Origin of the sequence: Pseudomonas sp. IT-P74, from assembly GCF_949768175.1 — a bacterium.
GTDB lineage: Bacteria > Pseudomonadota > Gammaproteobacteria > Pseudomonadales > Pseudomonadaceae > Aquipseudomonas.
Genome location: NZ_CATKQD010000044.1, coordinates 141,474 through 156,340 on the forward strand (window position 1 = coordinate 141,474; position 14,867 = coordinate 156,340).

Below are 14,867 nucleotides of genomic sequence, written 5' to 3' on the forward strand. Positions count from 1 at the left end.
TGGGCCGAGCACGATAGTGGCAACGGCGCTGATCAACTGTAGGAGTGAGCCTGCTCGCGATGAGGGCGGAACAGTCAGAATCGTTGTCGACTGACACTCCGCCATCGCGAGCAGGCTCGCTCCTACAGGGTGGGGCGGGTTATCTACCGCCCATGATCGCGATGTAATCCTGGGTCCAGCGGCTGTACGGCACGAACTTGCCGCCTTCAGCCTGTGGAGTTTTCCAGAAGGCGATCTTGTCGAACTGGTCGAAACCGTTGGTCTTGCAGCCTTCGGCGCCGAGCAATTCACTGCCCTGGCACGCCGCCGGAACCGCTGGCAACGAGCCGAACCACGCTGCGACGTCACCCTGGACTTTCGGTTGCAGCGACCAGTCCATCCATTTGTAGGCGCAGTTCGGGTGCTTGGCCTCGGCGTGCAGCATGGTGGTATCGGCCCAACCGGTAGCGCCTTCTTTCGGGATGGTCGAGGCGATTGGCTGCTTCTCGTTCATCAGGCCGTTGACCTGATATGGCCACGCACCGGAGGCGACCACGCCTTCGTTCTTGAAGTCGCTCATTTGCACAGTGGTGTCGTGCCAGTAGCGATGGATCAACGGCTGCTGGGCGCGCAGCAGGTCGAGTACGGCCTTGTACTGGGCTTCGGTCAGTTCATAGGGGTTCTGGATGCCCAGTTCCGGCTTGGCGGTCTTCAGATACAGCGCCGCGTCGGCGATGTAGATCGGGCCGTCATAGGCCTGCACGCGGCCCTTGTTCGGCTTGCCGTCCGGCAGGTTTTCCGCATTGAACAGCACGCCCCAGCTGGTGGGCGGGGTCTTGAACACGTTGGTGTTGTACATCAACACGTTCGGGCCCCACTGATACGGGGCGCCGTAGGTCTGCTTGTTGACCACGTACCAGGGTCCATCCTTGAGGCGCGGGTCGAGGTTTTTCCAGTTCGGGATCAACGCGGTGTTGATCGGTTGCACACGCTTGCCGACGATCAGGCGCAGGGACGCGTCGCCGGACGCCGTGACCAGGTCGTAGCCGCCCTTGGCCATCAGGCTGACCATTTCATCGGAGGTGGCAGCGGTCTTGACGTTGACCTTGCAGCCGGTTTCCTTCTCGAAACCGGTTACCCAGTCGTAGGCCTTGTCACTCTCGCCACGTTCGATGTAGCCAGGCCAGGCCACAATATCCAGTTGGCCTTCGCCCGCCCCGACAGCTTTGAGCGGCTCGGCGGCCTGGACACTGGCGCTGGCCAGCAGCGCGGTGGTGATTGCACTGAGCAGTGCGGTCTTGTGCACGGACATGGGAATTCCCTCTTCTTTAATTATGGTCGGGGCAGTGTCTTGAACGTGGTGAAGCGCGCCGTTGGTGGCTTGTTATTAGCGTAGTCAGAGATGCTCGCCATGGCGGGCCATGATGTGCCGCACCACGCTGTAGTCCTGAAGCGAATCGCTGGACAGGTCTTTGCCGTAGCCCGAGCGTTTCAGGCCGCCATGGGGCATTTCGCTGACCAGCATGAAATGGCTGTTGATCCAGGTGCAGCCGTACTGCAAGCGCGCCGCGACCTGCATGGCCTTGTCGAGGTTCTGGGTCCAGACCGACGAGGCCAGGCCGTATTCCGAATCGTTGGCCCAATCCACCGCTTGTTCCAGCTCATCGAAGCGGGTCACGGTGACCACCGGCCCGAACACTTCGCGCTGGACGATCTCGTCACTTTGCTTGCAACCGGCGAGCAGGGTCGGCTGGTAATAGAAGCCGGCGCCGGAATGCACCGCCGCGCCGGTCACCCGTTCGATGTGCGGCTGGCCGAGGGCACGTTCGACAAAACTGGCCACGCGATCGCGCTGGCGGGTGCTGATCAACGGGCCGATTTCGTTGTCGGCGTCGCGTTTGCCAGCAAAGCGCAGGCTACTGACGGCTGCGCCGAGCTCGGCCACCAGACGGTCATGAATCCCGGCCTGGGCATAAATGCGGCAAGCGGCGGTGCAATCCTGGCCGGCGTTGTAGTAGCCGTAGGTGCGTACGCCTTCGACCACGGCCTGAATGTCGGCATCGTTGCAGACGATCACCGGAGCCTTGCCGCCGAGTTCGAGGTGGGTACGCTTGAGTGTTTTCGATGCGGCCTGGAGAATCTTCTGGCCGGTGACGATATCGCCGGTCAGCGACACCATGCGGATCTTCGGATGGCTGACCAAATGGCTGCCGACCCCTTCGCCGCCACCGCAAACGATGTTGATCACCCCCCGTGGCAGGATCTCGGCCAATGCCGGGGCCAGGGCCAGGATCGACAGCGGCGTGTGTTCCGACGGCTTGAACACCAGGGTGTTGCCGGCGGCGAGGGCCGGGGCGATCTTCCACGCGGCCATCATGATCGGGTAGTTCCAGGGCGCGATCGACGCCACGACCCCGATAGGATCGCGCCGAACCATGCTGGTGTAGCCCGGCAGGTATTCGCCGCTGAGCTGGCCGGTCTGGCAACGCACGGCACCGGCGAAGAAGCGGAACACGTCGACCGTGGCGCTCAAGTCGTCCTGGCGGGCCAGGTGCAGCGGCTTGCCGCAGTTCATGGATTCGAGGCGGGCCAGCAGGTCGGCATTTTTTTCGATGGTGTTGGCGATCTCCAGCAACAGGTTCGAACGTTGCTGCGGCGTGGTCCGTGACCAACCGGCAAAGGCGCGGTGGGCGGCGAGGATCGCGGCTTCGACTTGTTCGGTGCTGGCTTCGGCGATCTGCGTCAGGACTTCGCCGGTGGCCGGGTTGAGGATCGGCTCGACAAAGCCTTGCCCGGCGACCAGTTCACCATCAATCAACAGTGCGGTGAACAACGGGGTCTGCGCGCCAGCCATTTTTCGGGTTCTCGTTTTTTGTGTGGCTTGTTGTGTAGACATGGCAGCGCTCCCTGTGACTGGGGCCCGGCCGTCTTTATTAGATGCAACAAGACTAGTTCGCGGACCCGAGGACAACAAATACTAAATACTGAAGGTGGCGTTCGATTAAATAGATGGCTTGCGCCCGCCGTGGGGTTGTTCGCGAGCGACCGTAAGGAAGGGGTCTACCAGCGCCGGCCGCGCGGTGCCGCGACGCCAGGCCAGGCCGACATCCAGGGTCTGGCTGAGGTCGGCGATCGGTCGCGCTTCGATGATGTCGCCCTCCAGTGACCACGGGCGATAGGTCATGTCGGGCTGGATCGATACGCCCAATCCGGCGGCCACCAGGCTTCGCACCGCTTCGGTCGAAGCTGTGCGCAGGGTGATGCGCGGTTGCAGGGAGGCTGCCGACCACATGCGCTGGGCGTTGCGGTCCATTTCATCGACGTTCAGTTGAATCAATGGCTCGCGGGCCACGTCGGCGAGGTTGATGCTGTCGTGTTCCAGCAACGGGTGCTGGGCCGGCAGCCATAGTCGGTGCGGCGAGTGGGTCAGCACTTCGGTCTGCAAAGCGTGGCGGTCTTCGAGATTGGAGAGGATCAACACGCCGACATCGATTTCGCCGCTGACCAGCAAATGCTCAATGTACGGGCGCTCATCCTCCATTACGCGGATTTCCACGTTGGGGTAGGCGCGCTGGAAGCGGGTGAGCAGATCCGCCAGGTAATAACCGGCCACCAGGCTGGTTACACCGACGATCAATTGCCCGGCGACCTGGTCGGTGCTCTGTTGCAGGCTGCGCTTGGCGTTATCCACGGTAGCCAGGATCAAGTGCGCCTGACGCAGGAATTGATGCCCCTGGTGGGTCAGGGTCATGCCTTTGGCGTGGCGGCTGAACAGGCTGACGCCGATTTCCTCCTCCAGTTGCTGGATCGCCAGGGTCAAGGTCGACTGGGAAATGAACGCGGTTTGCGCGGCGGCCGAGATCGAGCCGGTCTCGGCCACGGCGATGAAGTGACGGATCTGACGCAAGGTCATCATGGGAAAGCACCCGGTGGGCTGTTTTTATCGATTGGCCAGAGTGTATATCGTTTTTTCTGATAGTCAGGTTCGAGCGGCAATACGCGCAATGCAACATCTGGAAGCACTCTCGCCCACGGGGCGTGGGTACTTTCGTTTTAGGCTGGTGGTCCTGGTTTAAGGTTAAACGTCTTGTGGAGGCGGTAAATGAACACCCGTGGATTGCTCGATCAACTACTCAAGTCCGGCCAGGACCTGTTGCAGAACAAGGCCGGCAGCTCACAGCAAAAGGGCGCGAGCGGTGGCAACGGTGCCCTCGGCAGTTTGCTTTCCGGCGCGAGTGGCGGGGCATTGGCGGCCGGCGCCATGGGCTTGCTGCTCGGTAGCAAAAAGGCCCGTAAAGTCGGGGGCAAGGTCGCGGTCTACGGCGGTCTCGCCGCGTTGGGCGTACTGGCTTATAAAGCCTACGGCAACTGGCAAGCGCAGCAGGGCGGCGCGGCCGGTACGGAACCGCAAACCCTGGACCGCGTGCCGGCCGCGCAAGTCGAGCTGCACAGTCAGGCGATTCTCAAGGCGCTGGTGGCCGCGGCCAAGGCTGACGGCCATGTCGATGAGCGCGAGCGTGCCTTGATCGAAGGTGAATTCACCCGCCTCGACAGCGACCAGGAGCTGCAACACTGGCTGCACGCCGAACTCAACAAGCCGCTGGACCCGAGCGATGTCGCCCGCGCCGCCCGGTCCCCGGAAATCGCCGCCGAGATGTACATCGCCAGCGTGATGATGGTGGACGAGGAAAACTTCATGGAGAAGGCCTACCTCGAGGAGCTGGCGCGCCAGCTCAAGCTCGAGCCGGGGTTGAAAGCCGAGCTGGAGAAGCAGGTTCGCCAGGCTTCGATGTAAGCCTTCAATCCGCTATCGCGAGCAAGCTCGCTCCCACAAAGAAGTCAAATGTGGGAGCGAGCCTGCTCGCGATGGCGTTTTCAGCCGGCCCACCGCCCCAATGGCCATTGCACGGCCCCTTTCTGCCCAATCACCCCTGGCACCCATCCCCTCCATTAGCGGACAGTCCCAACCCTGAGCCCATCCCGCCTTTTTTCAACGGGATGCGAAGTGGCGCGCATCCGTCTTATAAATGAAACACCGCCCTCGGCTATACTCCCCGCATTTCGAATCAGGCCCGAGGATTGACTGTGAAGAACTGGACGTTGCGCCAACGCATTTTGGCGAGCTTTGCGGTGATTATCACCATCATGTTGCTGATGGTGGTCGTGTCGTATTCCCGTTTATTGTCGATTGAGTCCAGTGAGAACGTTGTGCGTTCGGACAGTGTTCCCGGGATTCACTACAGCTCCCTGATTCGCGGTGCCTGGGTCGATGATTACGTGCTGACCCAGCAACTGATCGGGCTGGGGGGCGGTCGAGGCATGACCCAGGCTGACAAGGAGATGTACCAGGGGATTGAGGAACGGCTGCAACGCGCGATGGCCAGCTACCAGGGCACCATCTTCGAGAAAGATGATCGGGCAAGGTTCGAGGCGTTTGAAAAGCAGCACGATCAATATGACAAGCTGCTCGAAGAAGTGCTCGATGCCTACCAGCAAAAGGACTTCGAACAGGCCCGTCGCATCCTCGCCGAACAGATGACCCCGGCATGGGCTGCCGGCCGCAAACAGCTGGATGAACTCATTGAGTTCAACAGGGAGGCGGCTGAGGCGGCCACTGACTCGATCATTTCATCGGTAGCGATGGCGAAGTTGATCATGGGCATTTCGTTGCTGGTCGCAGTCATTAGTGCCGGGTTGTGTGGTCTTTTGTTGATGCGCGCGATCATGGCGCCGATGAACCGCATCGTGAGAATCCTCGAAATCATGCGCACTGGCGACCTCAGCAGCCGCCTGAATCTGGAGCGCAAGGACGAATTCGGCGCGGTAGAGACCGGTTTCAACGACATGATGACCGAGCTCACTTCTCTGGTGTCCCAGGCCCAGCGGTCGTCGGTGCAGGTGACTACGTCGGTGACCGAGATCGCCGCGACATCCAAGCAGCAACAAGCCACCGCCACCGAAACTGCCGCCACCACCACGGAAATCGGCGCGACCTCCCGTGAGATCGCCGCCACTTCCCGGGATCTGGTGCGCACCATGACCGAGGTCTCCACCGCCGCCGATCAGGCTTCAGTGGCCGCCGGCTCCGGACAACAGGGCCTGGCGCGCATGGAGGAAACCATGCACTCGGTGATGGGAGCGGCCGATCTGGTCAACGCCAAGCTGGCGATCCTCAACGAGAAGGCCGGCAACATCAATCAGGTGGTGGTGACCATCGTCAAGGTTGCCGACCAGACCAACCTGTTGTCGCTCAACGCCGCCATCGAGGCCGAGAAGGCCGGGGAATACGGACGCGGTTTTGCCGTGGTCGCCACCGAAGTGCGGCGTCTGGCGGACCAGACGGCGGTGGCCACCTACGACATCGAACAAATGGTGCGCGAGATCCAGTCGGCGGTGTCGGCCGGGGTGATGGGCATGGACAAGTTCTCTGAAGAAGTGCGCCGAGGCATGTCAGAGGTGCAGCAAATCGGCGAGCAGTTGTCGCAGATCATCCATCAGGTTCAGGCGTTGGCGCCGCGGGTGTTGATGGTCAACGAAGGCATGCAGGCCCAGGCCACGGGCGCGGAGCAGATCAACCATGCGCTGGTGCAGTTGGGCGATGCCAGCAGCCAGACGGTCGAGTCTCTGCGCCAGGCCAGTTTCGCCATCGATGAGCTGAGCCAGGTGGCCGTCGGGCTGCGCAGCGGCGTTTCGCGATTCAAAGTCTGATGAGCGAAATCACGGCCAAACGCTCTGTCGTGACGCAGGCGCTGCATGCCTTGTTTCTGGTGTTTCGCATCGGCAACGAGCGCTATGCCTTGAAGGCTGTCGAAGTGGCTGAAGTGTTGCCGCGCCTGCCCTTGAAGCCCATCCCCCATGCCCCCGCCTGGGTCGCCGGGGTGTTCGCCTATCGGGGCACCGTAGTGCCGGTGATCGACTTGAGCGCACTGACCTTTGGTACGTCTGCACAGGCCCGTACCAGCACGCGACTGGTGCTGGTCAACTATCACCCGGATGAATCCTCCGAGTCGCAGCTACTCGGGTTGATTCTGGAACAGGCGACTGACACCTTGCGCTGCGATCCGGCGGATTTTCAGCCCTACGGCCTGGACAATCGCCAGACGCCTTACCTCGGGCCGGTGCGCAAGGACGAGCAGGGCTTGCTGCAATGGGTACGGGTCGGCGATCTGCTGGACGACCGGGTGCGCGCCTTGTTGTTCCCCTCGCCGCCAATGGATCCGGTGCTGCTGCAGGAGCGGCCATGAACAGCGACCAGCGTTTTTTCGACTTCCTCAAGGAAACCATCGGACTCGACGTGACCTCGGTAGGGCCTGCGATCATCGAGCGAGCGGTGCGCCAGCGCAGCATCGCTGCGCAAGCACCCTCGGCCGATGAATATTGGCGAACCTTGCAGGGCTCGCGGGACGAGCAGCAGGCGTTGATCGAAGCGGTGATCGTTCCGGAAACCTGGTTCTTCCGCTATCCGGAGTCCTTCGTCACCCTGGCGAAACTGGCGGGCAAGCGTCTGTCCGAGATCAACAACCTGCGCGCACTGCGGATTCTCAGCCTGCCATGCTCCACTGGCGAAGAACCCTACTCGATCGCCATGGCGTTGCTCGATGCCGGGCTCAAACCGTACCAGTTCAAGGTCGACGGCCTGGACGTCAGCCCGTTGTCAGTGGAAAAAGCCCGGCGGGCGTTGTACGGCAAGAACTCCTTTCGGGGTGACGACATTGCGTTTCGCGACCGTCATTTCATTGCCGAAGGCGAGAGCTATCGCCTCGATCAGCGCGTGCTCGAGCAAGTGCGCCTGCAGGTCGGCAATCTGCTGGATCCGGCCTTGCTGGCCGGTGAACCGCCCTTCGATTTCGTGTTTTGTCGCAACTTGCTGATCTACTTCGACCAGCCGACCCAGAAGCAGGTCTTCGAAGTGCTCAAGTGCCTGACCCACGTTGACGGTGTGCTGTTTATCGGTCCGGCCGAGGGCAGTCTGCTGGGGCGTTTGGGGATGCGCTCGATCGGTATCGCACAGTCCTTCGCGTTCAGCCGGCAAGGGATGCCGGACCCTGAACACTTGCCGGCATTCGTTCCAGCGCCATTGCCAGTGCCGCAACCGCTGCGCAATCCACCGCCTGCGCCAGTGCGCAGCCGTCCGTTTGCCCAGGTTGCGCCGCTGCGGCCTGCGCCTGCCAACTCCGGCCCCGACACTGCCGCGCTACTGGCCAATATCGCCGTGCTGGCCGATGAAGGCAAAAGCGCCGAGGCGCGAGCGGCCTGTGAAAGCTACTTGCGCAGCCATGAGCCAGTGGCTCAGGTCTTTTATTGGTTGGGACTGCTCAGCGACGTGGCCGGCAATACCCTTGAAGCCCAGGGTTTTTACCGCAAGGCGTTGTACCTCGAACCGCAACATCCTGAAGCGTTGATGCACCTGGCCGGGTTGCTGCAGGCCCAGGGCGATGCGATGGGAGCCAGACGATTGCAGGAACGTGCCGCCCGCAGCGCACGCGCCGCCGACAGTGAGCTTAAACGATGATCGCCGCCGACACCTTTAGCGTCACCCGGGATGCCCAGGCCATCGACGATTGCTGGAACCGTATCGGTATCCACGGCGACAAGTCCTGCCCGCTGCTCAGCGAGCATATTCATTGCCGCAATTGTACGGTGTATTCCGCGGCCGCCACACGCTTGCTCGATCGCTATGCATTGCAGCAGGAAGATCGCGGGCCAGTGTCCGTCGCGGTCGAGAGCGAGGTGAAAACCCGCTCGCTGTTGATGTTCCGTCTGGGGGAGGAGTGGCTGGGGCTCGCGACCCGTAGTCTGGTGGAGGTGGCGCCGCTGCAAGCGATTCACTCTTTGCCGCATCAACGTTCCCGGGCCTTGCTCGGTGTGGCGAATGTGCGCGGTGCGCTGGTCGCCTGCCTGTCGCTGGTGGAGCTGCTCGACCTCGACGGCACCAGCAACGTGGCACCCGGCGCGCGGGTCATGCCACGCATGTTGATCATCGCTGCTGATGGCGGGCCGGTGGTGGTGCCGGTGGACGAGGTCGACGGGATCCATGCCATCGATGAGCGCATCCTCGATGCCGCGTCGCGCTCGGGTGCTCAGGCCAGCGCCAAATACACCCGTGGTGTGTTGCAATTCAAAGGTCGCAGCCTGCGTTGGCTGGATGAAGAACAGCTGCTGTCCGCCGTGACCCGGAGCCTCACATGACCCCCGAGCAAATGCGCGACGCCTCTCTGCTGGAGCTGTTCAGCCTGGAGGCCGAAGCCCAGACCCAGGTCTTGAGCGCCGGCCTGCTGGCACTTGAGCGCGATCCGACCCAGGCCGATCAACTTGAATCGTGCATGCGCGCGGCGCACTCGCTCAAGGGGGCGGCGCGGATCGTTGGCGTCGATGCCGGGGTCAGCGTTGCCCATGTGATGGAAGATTGCCTGGTCAGTGCCCAGGAAGGCCGCCTGTTGCTGCGCCCCGAGCACATCGATGCGTTGCTGCAAGGCACCGATTTGCTGATGCGCATCGCCACGCCGAACAGCACGCCGGGGGCCGCGGACATCGACGCCTATGTGGTATTGATGGCGCGGTTGCTGGACCCGGCGGCCTTCCTGGTTGCGGCTGTTGCACCGGTGATGGCCGAGCTACAACTCGAGGCACCCGCGCCCAAGGTCGAGCCGCCGGCGCCTGCAGTCGAACCGCCATCGGCGCCAGCCCCAAGCAAGTCCAAGCGCACCACCGAAAACGGCGAACGTGTACTGCGTGTCACCGCCGAGCGCCTGAACAGCCTGCTCGATCTGTCGAGCAAATCCCTGGTGGAAACCCTGCGGCTCAAACCGCACCTGGCGACCATGCAGCGACTCAAGCGCATGCAGAGCAACAGCCTGCGCGCACTGGAGAATCTCAATGTGCATCTCAAGGATCACGTCTTGAGCCTGGAGGCTCAGGAGACCCTTGAGGATGCGCGACGATTGCTCGCGCAATCCCAGCAACTGCTCATGGAAAAGAACGCCGAACTCGATGAGTTCGCCTGGCATGCCAGCCAGCGGGCACAGGTGTTGTACGACACGGCGTTGGCCTGTCGCATGCGGCCGTTTGCAGATGTGCTGACCGGGCAGGTGCGGATGGTCCGGGATCTGGGGCGCGATCTGGGCAAACAGGTGCGGCTGGAAATTGAAGGCGAAAAAACCCAGGTCGATCGCGACGTACTGGAAAAGCTCGAAGCACCGCTGACTCACCTGTTGCGCAATGCGGTCGACCACGGCATCGAAACCCCGGAGCAGCGCCTGCTGGCGGGCAAGCCGGCTGAAGGTTTGATTCGCCTGCGCGCTTCTCATCAGGCCGGTTTGCTGGTGCTCGAATTGAGCGATGACGGCAACGGCGTGGACCTGGAAAAGGTCCGTCGCAGCATTGTTGAACGAAGTTTGTCGCCCGCGCAAACCGCTGCTCAGTTGAGTGAAGAGGAGTTGCTGACGTTCCTGTTCCTGCCCGGTTTCAGTCTGCGCGACACAGTCACCGAGGTGTCCGGTCGCGGCGTCGGCCTGGATGCGGTGCAGCACATGGTCCGGCAGTTGCGCGGCGCGGTGGTGCTGGAGCAGGCGGCGGGCGAGGGCAGTCGTTTCCACCTTGAGGTACCGCTGACCCTGTCGGTGGTGCGCAGCCTCGTGGTGGACGTCGGCGACGAAGCCTATGCCTTCCCGCTGGCCCATATCGAGCGCATGTGCGACCTGGAGCCGGCGGATATCGTGCAGGTCGAAGGCCGCCAGCATTTCTGGCACGAAGGCCGGCATGTCGGCCTGGTGGCGGCCAGTCAGTTGCTGCAACGTCCGGCCAGCCAGAACAGCGGGCAAACCCTGAAAGTCGTGGTGATTCGCGAGCGCGATGCGATCTACGGGGTGGCGGTGGAACGGTTTATCGGTGAGCGCACCTTGGTGGTGCTGCCGCTGGATGAGCGTCTGGGCAAGGTGCAGGACATTTCCGCCGGGGCCCTGCTCGACGACGGTTCGGTGGTGCTGATCGTCGATGTCGAAGACATGCTGCGTTCGGTGGAGAAATTGCTCAATACCGGGCGTCTGGAGCGTATTGCCCGTCACAGCAATCAGATGGTCGAGGCGGTCCGCAAACGGATTCTGGTGGTGGATGATTCCCTGACCGTGCGAGAGTTGCAGCGCAAACTGTTGCTCAATCGCGGCTATGACGTGGCGGTTGCGGTGGACGGCATGGACGGCTGGAACGCGCTGCGTTCGGAGGATTTCGACCTGCTGATTACCGACATTGATATGCCGCGCATGGACGGCATCGAACTGGTCACGCTGCTGCGTCGGGACAATCGACTGCAATCGCTGCCGGTGATGGTGGTGTCCTACAAGGATCGTGAAGAGGACCGGCGCCGTGGACTGGATGCCGGGGCCGACTATTATCTAGCCAAGGCCAGTTTTCATGACGACGCCTTGCTCGATGCAGTGGTCGAGCTCATCGGAGGAGCACGAGCATGAGGATCGCAATCGTCAATGACATGCCCATGGCGGTGGAGGCCCTGCGTCGCGCCCTGGCATTCGAGCCGGCCCACGAGGTGGTCTGGGTCGCCGGCAATGGCGCCGAGGCGGTGCGCCAGTGCGCGCTGAACACGCCGGACCTGATTCTGATGGACCTGATCATGCCGGTGATGGATGGCGTCGAGGCCACGCGGCGGATCATGGCCGAGACCCCGTGTGCCATCGTCATCGTCACCGTGGATCGCCAGCAGAACGTGCACCGGGTGTTCGAGGCCATGGGCCACGGTGCGCTGGACGTGGTCGACACCCCGGCCCTCGGCGCCGGCAATGCCCAGGAAGCGGCCGCGCCGTTGCTGCGCAAGATCTTGAACATCGTCTGGCTGATCGGCGACAAGGGTAACCGCCCGCGCTTGGCGCCGACACCCGTGCGAAGTTCCGGCTCGCGCCAGAGCCTGATCGCCATTGGCTCATCCGCCGGCGGGCCGGCAGCGCTGGAGATCTTGCTCAAGGGACTGCCGCGTGATTTCTCTCCGGCCATCGTGCTGGTGCAGCACGTTGACCAGGTGTTTGCCGCCGGCATGGCCGAGTGGCTCGGCAGCGCCAGCGGCCTCGACGTGCGCCTGGCCCAGGAAGGCGAACCGCCGCAAAGTGGCGCGGTGTTGCTGGCCGGCACCAATCATCATATTCGCTTGCTGAAAAACGGCACGCTGGCTTACACCGCCGAGCCGGTCAACGAGATCTACCGGCCCTCCATCGATGTGTTCTTCGAGAGTGTGGCCAGTTACTGGAATGGCGACGCCGTAGGCGTTTTGCTAACCGGCATGGGGCGTGATGGCGCCCAAGGGCTTAAACTCATGCGCGAACAGGGCTACCTGACCATCGCACAGGACCAAAGCAGCAGTGCGGTATATGGCATGCCGAAGGCGGCCGCGGCCATCGACGCTGCCGTGGAGATTCGCCCGCTGGACAAGATAGCGCCACGATTGCTGGAGATTTTCGCCAAATGAGCACATTTTTCCTCATTCCTGGCTCAGGTAGTACTCAGGTGACCGCACATGACTGAATTACAGCTCGACGACTTCAAGACCGACGAAAACGCCGCCATGGTGTTGCTGGTGGACGATCAGGCCATGATCGGCGAAGCCGTGCGTCGCGGCCTGTCGAACGAAGAGAACATCGATTTCCACTTCTGCGCCGACCCGCACCAGGCCATCGCCCACGCGGTGCGCATCAAGCCGACGGTGATCCTGCAGGATCTGGTCATGCCCGGTCTTGATGGCCTGAGCCTGGTGCGCGAGTACCGCAATCACCCGGCGACCAAGGACATTCCGATCATCGTCCTGTCGACCAAGGAAGACCCGTTGATCAAGAGCGCGGCCTTTGCCGCCGGGGCCAACGATTATCTGGTCAAGCTGCCGGACAACATCGAACTGGTCGCGCGCATCCGCTATCACTCGCGCTCCTATATGACCCTATTGCAACGGGACGCGGCGTACCGCGCGTTGCGGGTCAGCCAGCAGCAACTGCTCGACACCAACCTGGTGCTGCAACGCCTGATGAACTCCGATGGCCTGACCGGGTTGTCGAACCGCCGGCACTTCGACGAATACATGGAGCTGGAGTGGCGCCGCGCTCTGCGTGAGCAGAGCCAGATGTCGTTGTTGATGATCGACGTGGATTACTTCAAGACCTACAACGACACCTTCGGCCACCTGGAAGGTGATGAAGCCCTGCGCAAGGTCGCCACTGCCATCCGTGAAGCCAGTGCCCGGCCTTCCGACCTGCCGGCCCGCTACGGCGGCGAAGAGTTTGCCCTGGTATTGCCCAATACCTCCCAGGGCGGTGCACGATTGATGGCGGAAAAGCTGCGCATGACCGTGGCAGCCCTCAAGATCCCGCACATTTCGCCGAGCGAAGGGGCGAGCCTGACCATCAGCATCGGCCTGTCGACCATGACGCCGACAGCGGGCAGCAATTGCCGCGAATTGATCTCGGCGGCGGACAAGGGGCTGTATTCGGCGAAGAACAATGGGCGTAATCAGGTGGGGATCGGGTAAGCGCATCGAAACCTGTAGGAGCGAGCTTGCTCGCGATGGTCGTGAACGATAACGCATAGAGCAAGATGCCCAGCGGTGCTTTTGGCTTTTTCGCGAGCAAGCTCGCTCCTACAGTCCCTTTTCAGCCAAGCGGACTGCCGTTTCAAGCCGTTTCCCGGTATACTCGCCGGCTTTCAAAAGTTCGCCAACGAGTGCTGCCCGTCATGGAAATCAACCCGATCCTGAACACCATCAAGGACCTGTCCGAGCGCTCCGAAACTATTCGGGGGTATCTTTGACTACGATCAAAAGCATGAGCGTCTGACCGAAGTCAATCGCGAGCTTGAAGATCCGGCTGTCTGGAACAAACCTGAATACGCCCAGGAACTGGGCCGCGAGCGCGCTGCGCTGGCGCAGATCGTCGATACCCTGGACGAATTGAACACCGGTCTGGCCGATTGCCGCGACCTGCTGGACATGGCCGTTGAAGAAAACGACGAAGGCGCAGTGGGCGATGTCGTCGCCGAGCTGGCCCGTCTCGAGGAAAATCTGGCGAAGCTGGAATTCCGACGTATGTTCAGCCATGAAATGGACCCGAACAACGCCTATCTGGACATCCAGGCCGGTTCCGGCGGCACCGAAGCCCAGGACTGGGCCAACATCCTGTTGCGCATGTACTTGCGCTGGGCTGACAAACGCGGTTTCGACGCGACCATCATGGAGCTGTCTGCCGGTGAAGTCGCCGGGATCAAGGGCGCGACCGTGCACATCAAGGGCGAATACGCCTTTGGCTGGTTGCGGACCGAGATCGGCGTGCACCGTCTGGTGCGCAAGAGCCCGTTCGACTCCGGCAACCGTCGCCACACCTCGTTCAGCGCAGTGTTCGTCTCGCCAGAGATCGATGACAAAGTGGAAATCGAGATCAACCCGGCAGACCTGCGGATCGACACCTATCGTTCCTCCGGTGCCGGTGGTCAGCACGTAAACACCACCGACTCGGCCGTACGTATCACCCACGTACCGACCAACACCGTGGTCAGCTGCCAGAACGAACGCTCCCAGCACGCCAACAAGGACACCGCCATGAAAATGCTGCGGGCCAAGTTGTACGAGCAGGAAATGCAGAAGCGCAACGCGGCGTCCCAGGCGCTGGAAGACACCAAGTCCGATATCGGCTGGGGTCATCAGATCCGTTCGTACGTGCTCGATGCCTCGCGCATCAAGGACCTGCGGACGAACATCGAACGCAGCGACTGCGACAAGGTGCTCGACGGCGACATCGACGAGTACCTGGAAGCCAGCCTGAAATCGGGCCTGTAACAGACGCCAACACAGGATCGACCGTTTCAGCTCGATCCCTGTAGGAGCCAGCCCTGCTGGCGATCCC

At 62.1% G+C, this 14,867-nt stretch carries 12 protein-coding genes; 9 read left to right on the plus strand and 3 right to left on the minus strand.

The features are described 5' to 3' along the window. Positions 1-139 precede the first annotated feature (139 nt). The 3 genes from ydcS to ACM6J5_RS19085 form a co-directional block, all read right to left on the minus strand. On the minus strand, positions 140-1,291 hold the full coding sequence (ydcS, locus tag ACM6J5_RS19075; protein WP_095943122.1) for a putative ABC transporter substrate-binding protein YdcS: 1,152 nt from the start codon (positions 1,289-1,291) through the stop codon (positions 140-142). Between the two features lie 84 nt (positions 1,292-1,375). Continuing rightward, positions 1,376-2,833 (minus strand): gamma-aminobutyraldehyde dehydrogenase, encoded by a 1,458-nt coding sequence (locus tag ACM6J5_RS19080; RefSeq protein ID WP_414929219.1) that lies wholly within the window; start codon positions 2,831-2,833, stop codon positions 1,376-1,378. A 147-nt stretch (positions 2,834-2,980) separates the two neighbouring features. Beyond that, positions 2,981-3,895, minus strand: coding sequence for a LysR family transcriptional regulator (locus tag ACM6J5_RS19085; RefSeq protein WP_007975056.1), 915 nt, complete (start codon positions 3,893-3,895; stop codon positions 2,981-2,983). A gap of 186 nt (positions 3,896-4,081) precedes the next feature. On the opposite strand from ACM6J5_RS19085, the gene ACM6J5_RS19090 reads away from it, so the two are divergent. The 9 genes from ACM6J5_RS19090 to prfB all read left to right on the plus strand — a co-directional run bounded on the left by ACM6J5_RS19090 (position 4,082) and on the right by prfB (position 14,800). Beyond that, entirely contained in the window at positions 4,082-4,774 is a 693-nt protein-coding gene (locus ACM6J5_RS19090) for a tellurite resistance TerB family protein (protein ID WP_414929153.1), read from the plus strand. Positions 4,775-5,064: 290 nt separating this feature from the next. Then, positions 5,065-6,687, plus strand: a complete 1,623-nt coding sequence (locus ACM6J5_RS19095) for a methyl-accepting chemotaxis protein (protein WP_414929154.1) — start codon at positions 5,065-5,067, stop codon at positions 6,685-6,687. Beyond that, on the plus strand, positions 6,687-7,223 hold the full coding sequence (locus tag ACM6J5_RS19100) for a chemotaxis protein CheW (RefSeq protein WP_414929155.1): 537 nt from the start codon (positions 6,687-6,689) through the stop codon (positions 7,221-7,223). Before ACM6J5_RS19095 ends, ACM6J5_RS19100 begins: the two co-directional genes overlap by 1 nt. Then, positions 7,220-8,491: a CheR family methyltransferase gene (locus ACM6J5_RS19105; RefSeq protein WP_414929156.1), complete on the plus strand. Its 1,272-nt coding sequence runs from the start codon at positions 7,220-7,222 to the stop codon at positions 8,489-8,491. The genes ACM6J5_RS19100 and ACM6J5_RS19105 overlap by 4 nt, the downstream gene beginning before the upstream one ends. Then, entirely contained in the window at positions 8,488-9,168 is a 681-nt protein-coding gene (locus ACM6J5_RS19110; protein ID WP_150673026.1) for a chemotaxis protein CheW, read from the plus strand. Before ACM6J5_RS19105 ends, ACM6J5_RS19110 begins: the two co-directional genes overlap by 4 nt. Beyond that, positions 9,165-11,444, plus strand: a complete 2,280-nt coding sequence (locus tag ACM6J5_RS19115) for a hybrid sensor histidine kinase/response regulator (RefSeq protein WP_414929157.1) — start codon at positions 9,165-9,167, stop codon at positions 11,442-11,444. The genes ACM6J5_RS19110 and ACM6J5_RS19115 overlap by 4 nt, the downstream gene beginning before the upstream one ends. After that, a complete protein-coding gene (locus tag ACM6J5_RS19120) occupies positions 11,441-12,451 on the plus strand; it encodes a chemotaxis response regulator protein-glutamate methylesterase (RefSeq protein WP_095943130.1) in 1,011 nt (336 codons plus the stop codon). The genes ACM6J5_RS19115 and ACM6J5_RS19120 overlap by 4 nt, the downstream gene beginning before the upstream one ends. Positions 12,452-12,499: 48 nt before the next feature. Beyond that, positions 12,500-13,501: a response regulator gene (locus tag ACM6J5_RS19125; RefSeq protein WP_095943131.1), complete on the plus strand. Its 1,002-nt coding sequence runs from the start codon at positions 12,500-12,502 to the stop codon at positions 13,499-13,501. A 203-nt stretch (positions 13,502-13,704) separates the two neighbouring features. Beyond that, positions 13,705-14,800, plus strand: a protein-coding gene (gene prfB, locus ACM6J5_RS19130; RefSeq protein ID WP_095943132.1) for a peptide chain release factor 2 whose coding sequence is annotated in 2 segments (ribosomal slippage) — positions 13,705-13,776 and positions 13,778-14,800 — 1,095 coding nt in all. Because the reading frame shifts where the segments join, the coding sequence is not laid out codon by codon here. Positions 14,801-14,867 lie beyond the last annotated feature (67 nt).

Excerpts from the sequence above, each read along its gene's own strand:
- ACM6J5_RS19115 (WP_414929157.1), top strand. The coding sequence starts at position 9,165 with ATGACCCCCGAGCAAATGCGCGACGCCTCTCTGCTGGAGCTGTTCAGC.
- ACM6J5_RS19085 (WP_007975056.1), bottom strand. The coding sequence starts at position 3,895 with ATGATGACCTTGCGTCAGATCCGTCACTTCATCGCCGTGGCCGAGACC.
- ACM6J5_RS19125 (WP_095943131.1), top strand. The coding sequence starts at position 12,500 with ATGACTGAATTACAGCTCGACGACTTCAAGACCGACGAAAACGCCGCC.
- ACM6J5_RS19110 (WP_150673026.1), top strand. The coding sequence starts at position 8,488 with ATGATCGCCGCCGACACCTTTAGCGTCACCCGGGATGCCCAGGCCATC.
- ACM6J5_RS19105 (WP_414929156.1), top strand. The coding sequence starts at position 7,220 with ATGAACAGCGACCAGCGTTTTTTCGACTTCCTCAAGGAAACCATCGGA.
- ydcS (WP_095943122.1), bottom strand. The coding sequence starts at position 1,291 with ATGTCCGTGCACAAGACCGCACTGCTCAGTGCAATCACCACCGCGCTG.
- ACM6J5_RS19080 (WP_414929219.1), bottom strand. The coding sequence starts at position 2,833 with ATGGCTGGCGCGCAGACCCCGTTGTTCACCGCACTGTTGATTGATGGT.
- ACM6J5_RS19120 (WP_095943130.1), top strand. The coding sequence starts at position 11,441 with ATGAGGATCGCAATCGTCAATGACATGCCCATGGCGGTGGAGGCCCTG.
- ACM6J5_RS19090 (WP_414929153.1), top strand. The coding sequence starts at position 4,082 with ATGAACACCCGTGGATTGCTCGATCAACTACTCAAGTCCGGCCAGGAC.
- ACM6J5_RS19100 (WP_414929155.1), top strand. The coding sequence starts at position 6,687 with ATGAGCGAAATCACGGCCAAACGCTCTGTCGTGACGCAGGCGCTGCAT.